The organism is Allobrachymonas sp. (assembly GCF_041912815.1).
Taxonomy (GTDB): domain Bacteria; phylum Pseudomonadota; class Gammaproteobacteria; order Burkholderiales; family Burkholderiaceae_C; genus Brachymonas.
Genome location: NZ_JAYRLV010000019.1, coordinates 14,747 through 27,429, shown reverse-complemented (window position 1 = coordinate 27,429; position 12,683 = coordinate 14,747). Strand labels below are relative to the sequence as shown.

The 12,683-nt window shown below is 61.8% G+C and carries 8 protein-coding genes, 1 tRNA gene and 1 pseudogene; all 10 read left to right on the top strand.

Annotated features, from left to right (window positions below; all coding sequences use genetic code 11):
- A pseudogene (tuf, locus tag ACE3P9_RS11190) lies at window positions 1-126 on the top strand (elongation factor Tu); the annotation flags it as partial.
- A gap of 9 nt (window positions 127-135) precedes the next feature.
- Window positions 136-211, top strand: a tRNA-Trp gene (locus ACE3P9_RS11185).
- 143 nt (window positions 212-354) lie between these two features.
- Window positions 355-735, top strand: a complete 381-nt coding sequence (gene secE / locus ACE3P9_RS11180; protein WP_374494231.1) for a preprotein translocase subunit SecE — start codon at window positions 355-357, stop codon at window positions 733-735.
- 2 nt (window positions 736-737) lie between these two features.
- The gene (gene nusG / locus ACE3P9_RS11175) at window positions 738-1,304 is read left to right on the top strand and encodes a transcription termination/antitermination protein NusG (RefSeq protein ID WP_374494229.1); all 567 of its coding nucleotides are present in this window, start codon (window positions 738-740) and stop codon (window positions 1,302-1,304) included.
- Between the two features lie 106 nt (window positions 1,305-1,410).
- On the top strand, window positions 1,411-1,842 hold the full coding sequence (gene rplK, locus ACE3P9_RS11170; protein WP_374494228.1) for a 50S ribosomal protein L11: 432 nt from the start codon (window positions 1,411-1,413) through the stop codon (window positions 1,840-1,842).
- Window position 1,843: 1 nt separating this feature from the next.
- Window positions 1,844-2,539 carry a 50S ribosomal protein L1 gene (rplA, locus tag ACE3P9_RS11165; RefSeq protein ID WP_374494226.1) on the top strand — a complete coding sequence of 232 codons (696 nt, stop codon included), beginning with the start codon at window positions 1,844-1,846 and terminating at the stop codon, window positions 2,537-2,539.
- A 307-nt stretch (window positions 2,540-2,846) separates the two neighbouring features.
- Entirely contained in the window at window positions 2,847-3,353 is a 507-nt protein-coding gene (rplJ, locus tag ACE3P9_RS11160) for a 50S ribosomal protein L10 (RefSeq protein ID WP_374494224.1), read from the top strand.
- A gap of 51 nt (window positions 3,354-3,404) precedes the next feature.
- Window positions 3,405-3,785 (top strand): 50S ribosomal protein L7/L12, encoded by a 381-nt coding sequence (rplL, locus tag ACE3P9_RS11155; protein WP_374494223.1) that lies wholly within the window; start codon window positions 3,405-3,407, stop codon window positions 3,783-3,785.
- 352 nt (window positions 3,786-4,137) lie between these two features.
- Window positions 4,138-8,250, top strand: a complete 4,113-nt coding sequence (gene rpoB, locus ACE3P9_RS11150; protein ID WP_374494221.1) for a DNA-directed RNA polymerase subunit beta — start codon at window positions 4,138-4,140, stop codon at window positions 8,248-8,250.
- Between the two features lie 89 nt (window positions 8,251-8,339).
- Window positions 8,340-12,590: a DNA-directed RNA polymerase subunit beta' gene (gene rpoC, locus ACE3P9_RS11145; protein WP_374494220.1), complete on the top strand. Its 4,251-nt coding sequence runs from the start codon at window positions 8,340-8,342 to the stop codon at window positions 12,588-12,590.
- Window positions 12,591-12,683: the final 93 nt, after the last annotated feature.

The following is a 12,683-nucleotide window of genomic DNA, read 5'->3' as shown; positions in this document are numbered from 1 at the left end:
GGCGACAACGTGACGATCACCGTCAAGCTGATCGCCCCGATCGCCATGGAAGAAGGTCTGCGCTTCGCCATCCGCGAAGGCGGCCGTACCGTCGGCGCTGGCGTTGTGGCCAAGATCCTGGAGTAATCCGGTTATAGGGGTATAGCTCAATTGGCAGAGCGTCGGTCTCCAAAACCGAAGGTTGTAGGTTCGATTCCTACTGCCCCTGCCACCTAAGTGTGGCAAAAAAGAGAGCCCGCCTTGTGCGGGCTTTACTGTCTGCATGAGGCAAGGTAGAATCAAAAGCTTTGCTGAATTCGCAGCGTATTCTTGTGTCGCTCTCAACGAGTGGCACCGTTATCGGAATTGCCCTCAATGGCTACATCTCAGGTCGAAACAGTCAATACGGGAGCCGACAAGGCGCGGCTCGCTGTAGCTGCCCTTCTGGTCGTGGCAGGCTTTGTTGCCTATTTCCTGCTAGGAGCGCAAGGCGCTTATGCGCAGTGGGGTGCCCTCCTGATTGGGGTGCTGGCTGGTGTGGCGATCTTCATGACGTCGGGTGCCGGTCGTGCGCTGTGGGGCTTTGGGCAGGATTCTGTGCGCGAGATGCGCAAGGTGGTGTGGCCCACGCGCAAAGAGGCAACGCAAACCACGCTGTTTGTATTTGCCTTTGCGGTGACCATGTCGCTCTTTCTCTGGCTGGTGGACAAGCTTCTTGAGTGGGTCCTGTACAGCCTGGTTCTGGGGTGGAGATAAATATGTCCAGTATGCTGCTTGAAGCGCCTGCCAATCCCGACTTCCGTTGGTATGTCGTGCAGGCCTATTCCGGAATGGAGCGCGCCGTGGAGCGCAATATCCAGGAGCGCATCACGCGTGCCGGCATGCAGGACAAGTTCGGGCGCATTCTGGTGCCCACCGAAGAGGTCGTGGAAGTCAAGAATGGTCAGAAGCGCACCACCGAACGCAAGTTCTTTCCGGGCTATGTTCTGGTGGAGATGATCATGGATGACGAGACCTGGCATCTCGTCAAGCAAACAAGCAAGGTGACGGGGTTCGTGGGGGGGGCGCGCAATCGTCCCACCCCCATCTCGCAGGCAGATGTCCAGAAGATCGTCGGGCAGATGCAGGAAGGCAGCGAGAAGCCGCGTCACAAGGTGGAGTTCGAAGTGGGTGAGGCCATTCGTGTCAAGGAAGGCCCGTTTGCCGATTTCAATGGCTCCATCGAGGAAGTCAATTACGAGAAGAGCAAGCTGCGCGTGTCGGTCACGATCTTTGGTCGGGCCACTCCGGTGGAGCTTGAGTTTTCGCAGGTCGAGAAGACCTGACGGATATGGTGCGCCGGCTTCGATGCCCGGCTGGCGCATGTCGATTGATGGGCTGTAACCCCGGGGAGCCTGCTGTGGCAGGCGTTGAACCCGCAAGGAGAAAAGTATGGCGAAGAAAATCGTCGGCTTTATCAAGCTGCAAGTGCCGGCTGGCAAAGCCAATCCGTCGCCGCCGATCGGTCCTGCTCTGGGCCAGCGCGGTCTGAACATCATGGAATTCTGCAAGGCGTTCAACGCCCAGACCCAAGGCGTTGAGCCCGGTCTGCCGCTGCCCGTGGTGATCACTGCCTTCGCCGACAAGAGCTTCACCTTCATCATCAAGACGCCTCCGGCTACCACGCTGATCAAGAAGGCCATCAAGCTCGACAAGGGGTCTTCCAAGCCCCACGTCGACAAGGTCGGCAAGATCACTCGTGCGCAGCTCGAGGAAATCGCCAAGACCAAGATGAAGGATCTGAACGCCGCCGATCTGGATGCTGCCGTTCGTATCATTGCTGGTTCCGCCCGTTCCATGGGTGTGACCGTGGAGGGAGTGTGACATGGCCAAACTGACCAAGAAGCAACAAGCCCTGCAAGGCAAGGTCGACAGCGGCAAGCTGTATCCGGTGGCTGATGCTCTTCAGCTGGTGAAGGATTGTGCTACGGCCAAGTTCGATGAGTCCATCGACGTGGCTGTGCAGCTCGGCATCGATGCCAAGAAGTCCGACCAGGTGGTGCGCGGCGCCGTGGTGCTGCCCAACGGAACGGGCAAGACCAAGCGCGTGGCCGTGTTCGCGCAGGGTGCCAAGGCTGAGGAAGCCAAGGCTGCCGGCGCCGATATCGTCGGCATGGAAGAACTGGCCGCCCAGGTCAAGGCTGGCGACATGCCCTTTGACGTGGTGATCGCTGCTCCCGATGCCATGCGCGTTGTCGGCAGCCTGGGTCAGATCCTGGGGCCTCGCGGCCTGATGCCGAACCCGAAGGTGGGTACGGTGACTCCCGATGTGGCCACGGCTGTCAAGAACGCCAAGGCTGGTCAGGTGCAGTTCCGTGTCGACAAGGCAGGGATCGTGCATGGCACCATCGGCCGTCGTTCCTTCGAAGCCGACAAGCTGCAGGCCAACCTGGCTGCACTGATCGAGGCCCTCAACAAGGCCAAGCCGGCTTCTAGCAAGGGTGTGTACCTGCGCAAGGTGGCGGTTTCCTCCACCATGGGTGTGGGCGTTCGCGTCGACACGCAGTCCATCGCAGCCTGATTGTCCGGTCAGCGATGACGCAATTTGCATCCCGTGTCTGCACGGGATGCAGGTGATGGGTCGATTCTCTCGTCTGGGCCGTGCATGCATGGTCTGCAAAGGGGGTCGGGTCATCCAAGACCGCTGGTGTTCCTGGGCTTCAAGGAGTCTGGGGACTTAATCCATCAGCCAGCGCAGATGGCGATCCCGCACCGGACGGATTTCCTGGAGTGGATGCAGATTCACCCTGGGCCCGAAAGTGAGTTGGTCGCTTGATTTATGGGCGTGCGAACGGAATGGTCCGGCGCACATATTCAAGGAGTACATCTTGAGTCTCAATCGCAGTGAGAAAGAAGCGGTCATCAAAGAAGTGACCGACCTCGCCGCTAAAGCTCAGACGCTCGTGATGGCGGAATACCGTGGCATGACGGTGGCCAGCATGACCGAGCTGCGTACCAAGGCACGCGAAAGCGGCGTCACCCTGAGCGTTCTGAAGAACACTCTGGCGCGCCGTGCCGTGGCTGGAAGCAGCTTCGAGTCGGCGGTCGACCAGATGACCGGTCCGCTGATCTACGGCTTTTCCGAGGACGCCGTGGCAGCTGCCCGCGTGGTGGCTGACTTTGCCAAGACCAACGACAAGCTGGTCCTGCGCGGTGGTGTGTATGACGGCAAGGCACTCGATGTGGACGGCGTCAAGCAGCTGGCCAGCATTCCCACCCGGGAAGTGCTGCTGTCGCAGCTGTGCGGCCTGCTCATGTCGCCCATGTCGAGCACGGCACGCGTGCTCGCGGCTCTGGCCGAGAAAAAGGGCGAAGGTGCTGCCGCTGCAGCGTGATGCAGGCGCACTTTCCCCCATCCCCCATCTCATTTTTCAGGAAGATACAAAATGGCATTCGATAAAGACGCATTTCTGACCGCTCTGGACAGCATGTCCGTGATGGAACTCAACGAGCTGGTCAAGGCCATCGAAGAGAAGTTCGGCGTGAGCGCTGCTGCTATGGCTGCTCCTGCTGCTGGTGGCGCTGCTGGCGGTGCTGCCGCTGCTGCCGAAGAAAAGACCGAGTTCGACCTGGTGCTGACCGAAGCCGGCGCACAAAAGGTTGGCGTGATCAAGGTGGTCCGCGAAATCACCGGTCTGGGCCTCAAGGAAGCCAAGGACATGGTCGACGGCGCTCCCAAGACCATCAAGGAAGCGATGCCCAAGGCCGACGCCGAAGCTGCCAAGAAGAAGCTCGAAGACGCTGGCGCCAAGGCAGAACTCAAGTAATTGGGTTGCCGCAGGGGGCTGGAACATCTCTCGAAGGTGTTCCAGCCTTTGGCGTTTCTGTGAATGGCGCCATGCTGTCGTCGTCCGTGCAGGCGGAGGAGGGACAGCATGGAGGGCCATTTCCCCAGATCGCACCTTCAAGCGCAGGATTTGGCATGATGATGCCGAGTGCTTGAAAGTGTCTTCTGTTCCCGATGGCGGAAGACCCTTGGTTCGGGCTGCGTGCAATGCGCAGCCGTCTGCCATGGCTGGTAGGGGCCAGCCACCAAGTTGACCAGCCGGCACCACCTGGTCATTCATTCGAGGAAAGACTTACCGCCACACCCAGCCAACGTCTTCACCTGGAGAGTTCATGTCTTATACCTATACCGAACGCAAACGCATTCGCAAGAGTTTCGGCACCCGCGACAGCGTGCTGAAGATTCCCTATCTGCTGCAGATGCAGCGCGACGCTTACACGGCCTTCCTTCAGGCGGATGTGCCTCCCCAGAAGCGCCGGCATGAGGGCTTGCAGGCAGCGTTCGAATCCGCGTTTCCGATTGTCTCGCACAACGGCTATGTCGAGATGAAGTTCGTGGAGTACAACCTGGCCAAGCCCACCTTCGATGTGTGGGAGTGCCAGACCCGTGGCCTGACCTTCGGGTCGGCCGTGCGCGCCCGCGTGCAGCTCATCATCTATGACCGCGACGCCTCCACGGCCCAGTCCAAGGTGGTCAAGGAAGTGAAGGAGCAGGAAGTCTACATGGGCGAAGTGCCCCTGATGACCGACAAGGGCTCGTTCATCATCAACGGCACCGAGCGCGTGATCGTGAGCCAGCTGCACCGCAGCCCGGGCGTGTTCTTCGAACACGACAAGGGCAAGACGCACAGCTCCGGCAAGCTGCTGTTCTCTGCACGGATCATTCCGTACCGTGGTTCCTGGCTCGATTTCGAGTTCGACCCCAAGGACATCCTGTATTTCCGGGTCGACCGCCGTCGCAAGATGCCCGTGACGATTCTGCTCAAGGCCATTGGCCTGAACAACGAGCAGATCCTGGCGAACTTCTTCGTCAATGACAATTTCCGCCTGATGGACAGCGGCGCGCAGATGGAATTTGTGCCCGCCCGTCTGAAGGGGGAGGTTGCCCGCTTCGACATCACCGATCCGAGCGGCAAGGTGGTGGTGGCCAAGGACAAGCGCATCACGGCCAAGCATGTGCGCGAGATGGAAGCTTCCAACACCACCCATGTGAGTGTGCCGGAAGACTTTCTGCTTGGCCGCGTGCTGGCGTCGGGCATTGTCGATCAGGACACTGGCGAGATCATTGCCAAGGCCAACGAGGAACTCACCGAGGCACTCCTCAAGAAGCTGCGTGAGGCAGGCGTGCAGGACATCGCCTGCATCTATACCAACGAGCTCGATCATGGCGCCTACATCAGCCAGACGCTGCGCATCGACGACACGACCGACGAATTTGCGGCTCGTGTGGCGATCTATCGCATGATGCGTCCCGGCGAACCGCCGACCGAGGATGCCGTGCAGGCTCTGTTCCACCGCCTGTTCTTCAGCGAGGATACGTACGATCTGTCGCGCGTGGGCCGCATGAAGTTCAATGCCCGTATCGGACGCGATGAGGCCGAGGGCTCCATGGTGCTGTCCAACGAGGACATCATGGCCGTGGTCAAGCTGCTGGTCGAGCTGCGCAATGGGCGCGGCGAAGTCGATGACATCGACCACCTGGGCAATCGTCGCGTGCGCTGCGTGGGTGAGCTGGCCGAGAACCAGTTCCGCACCGGTCTGGCCCGCATCGAGAAGGCCGTGAAGGAGCGTCTGGGGCAGGCAGAGCAGGAACCGCTCATGCCCCATGACCTGATCAACTCCAAGCCAATTTCCGCGGCGCTCAAGGAGTTCTTCGGTGCTTCCCAGCTGTCGCAGTTCATGGACCAGACCAACCCGCTGTCCGAAATCACGCACAAGCGTCGCGTTTCGGCGCTTGGCCCGGGCGGTCTGACCCGCGAGCGTGCCGGCTTCGAGGTGCGCGACGTGCACGTGACCCACTATGGTCGTCTGTGCCCGATCGAAACGCCTGAAGGTCCGAACATCGGTCTGATCAACTCGCTGGCTCTCTATGCACGCCTGAATGAATACGGCTTCATCGAGACGCCCTACCGCAAGGTGGTGGACGGCAAGGTGACCAACGAGGTGTCGTATCTGTCCGCGATCGAGGAAGGCAAGTACATCATTGCGCAGGCCAATGCCCAGCTCGACGCCGAGGGGCGTCTGACTGGCGAGCTGGTGTCGGCGCGCGAGAAGGGCGAGTCGGTGCTGATCGACCCGGCCCAGGTGCAGTACATGGACGTGTCCCCGGCGCAGATTTCGTCGGTGGCGGCCGCTCTGGTGCCCTTCCTGGAGCACGATGATGCGAACCGCGCATTGATGGGTGCCAACATGTCCCGCCAGGCCGTGCCGGTGCTGCGTCCCGAGAAGCCCATGGTGGGCACGGGCATCGAGCGCGTGGCGGCCGTCGACTCCGGCACCGTGGTGACGGCCCGTCGCGGCGGTGTGGTGGACTATGTCGATGCGACGCGCATCGTGGTGCGTGTCAACGACGCAGAGACCGTGCCGGGTGAAATCGGTGTGGATATCTACAACCTCATCAAGTACCAGCGTTCCAACCAGAGCACGAACATTCACCAGCGTCCCATCGTCAAGCGCGGCGAGCGTCTGGCCAAGGGGGATGTGGTGGCGGACGGCGCGTCGACCGATCTGGGCGAAATCGCCATCGGCCAGAACATGCTGATCGCGTTCATGCCGTGGAACGGCTACAACTACGAGGACTCGGTGATGATTTCCGAGCGCGTGGTGGCCGAGGACCGCTACACCAGCATCCATATCGAGGAACTGGTGGTCATGGCCCGCGACACCAAGCTGGGGGCCGAGGAAATCACCCGCGACATCCCGAACCTGAGCGAGGCTCAGCTCAACCGTCTCGACGACTCGGGCATCATCTATGTCGGAGCCGAGGTGCAGCCGGGCGACGTGCTGGTCGGCAAGGTGACGCCCAAGGGCGAGACCACGCTGACTCCCGAAGAGAAGCTGCTGCGTGCGATCTTCGGCGAGAAGGCCAGCGATGTGAAGGACACCTCGCTGCGCGTGGATCAGGGCAGCTCCGGCACCGTGATCGACGTGCAGGTGTTCACCCGCGAGGGCATCCAGCGCGACAAGCGTGCCCAGCAGATCATCGACGACGAGCTCAAGCGCTTCCGTCTGGATCTCAACGACCAGATGCGGATCGTGGAAATCGATGCCATGGACCGCGTGCGCAAGCTGCTCCTGGGCAAGGTGGCCAACGGAGGACCGCAGAAGCTCGCCAAGGGCAGCGCGATCGAGGCTGCCTATCTCGACGGGATCGACAAGCACCAGTGGTTCGACATCCGTCCGGCCGACGATGCCGTGGCCGACCAGCTCGAAAGCGTCAAGAAGTCGCTTGAGCAGGTGCGTCACAATTTCGATCTGGCGTTCGAGGAAAAGCGCAAGAAGCTCACCCAGGGCGACGAGCTGCCGGCTGGCGTGCTCAAGATGGTCAAGGTGTACCTGGCCGTCAAGCGCCGCCTGCAGCCGGGTGACAAGATGGCCGGCCGTCACGGCAACAAGGGTGTGGTCTCCCGCATCGTCCCGATCGAGGACATGCCCTACATGGCCGACGGCACGCCTGCCGACATCGTGCTCAACCCGCTGGGTGTGCCTTCGCGGATGAACGTCGGGCAGGTGCTCGAAGTGCATCTGGGCTGGGCCGGCAAGGGCATTGGCCAGCGCATCGGCGACATGCTCCAGAAGCAGGCTGCCATGAGCGAGATCCGTGGTTTCCTCGACAAGGTCTACAACTGTTCCGGCCACAAGGAACACCTCGAAGACCTGCAGGACGACGAGGTCATGCGCATGGCGCAGAACCTGACGACCGGCATGCCGTTTGCCACGCCGGTGTTTGATGGCGCCTCGGAAGAGGAAATCCATCAGATGCTGCGCATTGCCTATCCCGACGAGGTGGCTGAAGCCAAGGGGCTGACCCCGACGCGCACGCAGGCCTACCTGTACGACGGTCGCACCGGCGAGCGCTTCGACCGTCCCACCACCGTGGGCTACATGCACTTCTTGAAGCTGCACCACCTGGTCGACGACAAGATGCACGCCCGTTCCACCGGTCCGTACTCGCTCGTGACGCAGCAGCCGCTCGGCGGCAAGGCCCAGTTCGGCGGCCAGCGTTTCGGGGAGATGGAAGTGTGGGCGCTGGAGGCCTATGGCGCTGCCTACGTGCTGCAGGAAATGCTGACCGTCAAGTCCGACGACGTGCAGGGTCGCACCAAGGTGTACGAAAGCATCGTCAAGGGCGAGCACGCCATCAACGCCGGCATGCCCGAATCCTTCAACGTGCTGGTCAAGGAAATCCGCTCTCTGGGCATCGATATCGAACTGGAACGCGACTGACGTCCTGTGCACGCCTCCGGCCTTCTGCGGGAGGCGTGCTGCTCCCGTTCCATTCAATATCGCATTCGTGTGATTAAGGAAAGCAACCCATGAAATCTTTGCTCGACCTGTTCAATCAATTCAAGCCCGATGACCATTTCGATGCCATCAAGATCGGCCTGGCATCGCCCGAGAAAATCCGTTCCTGGTCCTTCGGGGAAGTGAAGAAGCCCGAGACCATCAACTACCGCACGTTCAAGCCCGAGCGTGACGGCCTGTTCTGCGCCAAGATCTTTGGCCCGATCAAGGACTACGAGTGCCTGTGCGGCAAGTACAAGCGCCTCAAGCATCGCGGTGTGATCTGCGAGAAGTGCGGCGTGGAAGTGACGCAGACCAAGGTGCGCCGCGAGCGCATGGGCCACATTGAGCTGGCTGCGCCCTGTGCCCACATCTGGTTCCTGAAGTCCCTGCCGAGCCGTCTGGGCCTGGTGCTCGACATGACGCTGCGCGACATCGAGCGCGTGCTGTATTTCGAAGCCTATGTGGTGACCGATCCCGGCATGACTCCGCTGAAGAAGTTCAGCATCATGTCCGAGGACGACTACGACAAGAACGTGATCGAGTACGGCGATGAATTCCAGGCCAAGATGGGCGCGGAAGGCATCAAGGAACTGCTCGAGAACATGGACATCGAGACCGAGATCGAGCGCCTGCGCGGCGACCTGACCGGTTCCGAGGTCAAGATCAAGAAGAACGCCAAGCGCCTCAAGGTGCTCGAAGCCTTCAAGAAGTCCGGCATCAAGCCCGAGTGGATGATTCTGGAAGTGCTGCCCGTGCTGCCGCCGGACCTGCGTCCGCTGGTGCCGCTCGACGGCGGCCGCTTCGCTACCTCCGACCTCAACGACCTGTATCGCCGCGTCATCAACCGCAACAGCCGTCTCAAGCGCCTGCTCGAGCTCAATGCGCCCGAGATCATCGCGCGCAACGAGAAGCGCATGCTCCAGGAAGCCGTCGACAGCCTGCTCGACAACGGCCGTCGCGGCAAGGCCATGACGGGGGCCAACAAGCGTGCGCTCAAGTCCCTGGCCGACATGATCAAGGGCAAGAGCGGCCGCTTCCGCCAGAACCTGCTGGGCAAGCGCGTCGACTATTCGGGCCGTTCCGTGATCACGGTGGGCCCGACCCTGAAGCTGCATCAGTGCGGTCTGCCCAAGCTGATGGCGCTCGAACTGTTCAAGCCCTTCATCTTTGCCCGTCTGGAGCAGATGGGCATCGCCACTACCATCAAGGCGGCCAAGAAGGAAGTCGAGAACAACAATCCCATCGTGTGGGACATCCTCGAAGAGGTGATCCGCGAGCACCCGGTGATGCTCAACCGTGCGCCGACGCTGCACCGTCTGGGCATCCAGGCCTTCGAGCCCATCCTGATCGAAGGCAAGGCCCTGCAGCTGCACCCGCTGGTGTGTGCGGCGTTCAACGCCGACTTCGACGGGGACCAGATGGCCGTGCACGTGCCGCTGTCCGTCGAGGCGCAGCTCGAAGCCCGCACGCTGATGCTGGCCTCGAACAACGTGCTGTTCCCGGCTTCCGGCGAACCGTCCATCGTGCCGTCCCAGGATATGGTGCTGGGCCTGTACTACACCACCCGCGAGAAGATCAACGGCAAGGGTGAGGGGATGCTGTTCACCGATCTGCGCGAGATCGAGCGTGCCCTCGAGAACAAGCAGCTGGAGCTGACCGCCCGCATCACCGTGCGCCTGACCGAGTACACCAAGGACAAGGCCACCGGCGAGTTCGTGCCCTTTACCCATCTGGTCGAAACCACGGCCGGCCGGGCACTGCTGTCCGAGATTCTGCCTCGGGGCCTTCCCTTCAGCGTGATCGACAAGCCGCTCAAGAAGAAGGAAATCTCCAAGCTGATCAACACCTCCTTCCGCAAGTGCGGCCTCAAGGAAACCGTGGTGTTCGCCGACAAGCTGATGCAGAACGGCTTCCGCCTCGCCACCCGTGCCGGCATCTCGATCGCCATCGACGACATGCTGGTGCCGCCGCAGAAGCACGACATCATCGGACGTGCCGAAGCCGAAGTGAAGGAAATCCAGCAGCAGTACGCATCCGGTCTCGTGACCGCAGGCGAACGCTACAACAAGGTCGTGGACATCTGGGGCAAGGCCGGTGACGAAATCTCCAAGGTGATGATGTCGCAGCTCGCCAAGCAGAAGACCACCGACCGCCACGGCAAGGAAGTGGACCAGGAGTCCTTCAACTCCATCTACATGATGGCCGACTCGGGGGCGCGGGGTTCCGCCGCTCAGATCCGTCAGCTCGCCGGCATGCGCGGCCTGATGGCCAAGCCGGACGGCTCCATCATCGAGACGCCCATTACGGCCAACTTCCGTGAAGGCCTGAACGTGCTGCAGTACTTCATCTCCACCCACGGCGCCCGGAAGGGTCTGGCCGACACGGCACTGAAGACCGCCAACTCCGGGTACCTGACCCGCCGTCTGGTCGATGTGACGCAGGATCTGGTGGTGACCGAGGACGACTGTGGCACCCATGATGGCCAGGTCATGCGCGCCATCGTCGAAGGCGGCGAGGTGATCGAGTCGCTGCGCGACCGGATTCTGGGACGTACGGCTGCCGAAGAGGTGCTGCACCCCGAGACCCGCGCCGTGCTGACGCACCCGGGCGAAATGTTCGACGAGGACATGATCGAAACGCTGGAACAGGCGGGCGTGGACGAGGTCAAGGTGCGTACTGCTCTGACCTGCCAGACGCGCTTCGGCCTGTGCGCGACCTGCTATGGACGCGATCTGGGCCGTGGTGGCCTGGTCAACGTCGGCGAGGCGGTCGGCGTGATCGCGGCGCAGTCGATCGGCGAGCCGGGCACGCAGCTGACGATGCGGACCTTCCACATCGGGGGTGCGGCCTCGCGTGCAGCCATTGCGAGCAGCGTGGAAGCACGCTCCAGCGGCACGATCGGCTTCAACCCGACCATGCGCTACGTGAGCAACACCAAGGGTGAGCTGGTGGTCATTTCCCGTTCGGGCGAGATCATCATTGCCGATGACAACGGACGCGAGCGCGAGCGCCACAAGGTGCCTTACGGTGCCACGCTCACCATCAAGCCCGACCAGCAGATCAAGGCCGGCACGATCCTTGCCAACTGGGACCCGCTGACGCGCCCGATCATTACCGAATACGCCGGTCAGGTGAAGTTCGAGAATGTCGAGGAAGGTCTGACCGTGGCCAAGCAGGTCGACGAGGTGACCGGCCTGTCCACTCTGGTGGTGATCGATCCCAAGCGTCGCGGCTCCAACAAGGTCGTGCGCCCGCAGGTCAAGCTCATCGATGCCGAAGGCAAGGAAGTCAAGATTCCCGGCACCGATCACTCGGTGACGATCGGCTTCCAGGTCGGCGCGCTCATCCAGGTGCGTGACGGCCAGGAAGTGGGCCCCGGCGAAGTGCTGGCCCGTATCCCGATGGAAGGCCAGAAGACCCGCGACATCGTGGGTGGTCTGCCGCGCGTGGCCGAGCTGTTCGAAGCCCGCACGCCGAAGGACAAGGGGGTGCTTGCCGAGATGACGGGCACGATCTCCTTCGGCAAGGAAACCAAGGGCAAGGTCCGCCTTCAGATCACCGATCCCGAAGGCAAGGTCTGGGAAGAACTCGTGCCCAAGGAAAAGAACATCCTGGTGCACGAAGGGCAGGTGGTCAACAAGGGCGAAAGCATCGTCGATGGTCCGGCCGATCCGCAGGACATCCTGCGCCTGCTGGGCATCGAGGAACTGGCCCGCTACATCGTCGACGAAGTCCAGGACGTGTACCGTCTGCAGGGCGTGAAGATCAACGACAAGCACATCGAGGTGATCGTGCGCCAGATGCTGCGCCGTGTCGTGGTCGAGAATCCCGGCGATTCCGGCTACATCGCAGGCGAACAGGTCGAGCGCAGCGAGATGCTCAACACCAACGACCAGCTCCAGTCCGAGGACAAGATGCCCGCCACCTACAGCAACCTGTTGCTGGGGATCACCAAGGCTTCGCTGTCCACCGATTCGTTCATCTCTGCGGCATCCTTCCAGGAAACGACGCGCGTGCTCACCGAGGCGGCCATCATGGGCAAGCGCGACGAGCTGCGCGGTCTCAAGGAGAACGTCATCGTCGGTCGCCTGATTCCGGCCGGCACGGGCCTGGCGTACCACAAGGCGCGCAAGGCCAAGGACGAAATGGACGAGGCCGAGCGTCTGGCCATTGCCGAGGCAGAAGCCTTGGAACTGGCTGGCGAGACTGCCGATGCGCAGGCCGAGGTGCATGCCGAAGCCGATGCCCCTGAAGGGACTGAACCTCCGGCGGCCGAGTAAGCCATCGGTGCGGCCGGAGCCGCGCGGAGTCTGTAAAGAGACTCCGACGCTGCCCCGGCTTGCCATGCAAGGACCTGTGCAGCCCTGCTGCAC

Excerpts from the sequence above, each read along its gene's own strand:
- nusG (WP_374494229.1), top strand. The coding sequence starts at position 738 with ATGTCCAGTATGCTGCTTGAAGCGCCTGCCAATCCCGACTTCCGTTGG.
- rpoB (WP_374494221.1), top strand. The coding sequence starts at position 4,138 with ATGTCTTATACCTATACCGAACGCAAACGCATTCGCAAGAGTTTCGGC.
- rplA (WP_374494226.1), top strand. The coding sequence starts at position 1,844 with ATGGCCAAACTGACCAAGAAGCAACAAGCCCTGCAAGGCAAGGTCGAC.
- rplK (WP_374494228.1), top strand. The coding sequence starts at position 1,411 with ATGGCGAAGAAAATCGTCGGCTTTATCAAGCTGCAAGTGCCGGCTGGC.
- rplL (WP_374494223.1), top strand. The coding sequence starts at position 3,405 with ATGGCATTCGATAAAGACGCATTTCTGACCGCTCTGGACAGCATGTCC.
- rpoC (WP_374494220.1), top strand. The coding sequence starts at position 8,340 with ATGAAATCTTTGCTCGACCTGTTCAATCAATTCAAGCCCGATGACCAT.
- secE (WP_374494231.1), top strand. The coding sequence starts at position 355 with ATGGCTACATCTCAGGTCGAAACAGTCAATACGGGAGCCGACAAGGCG.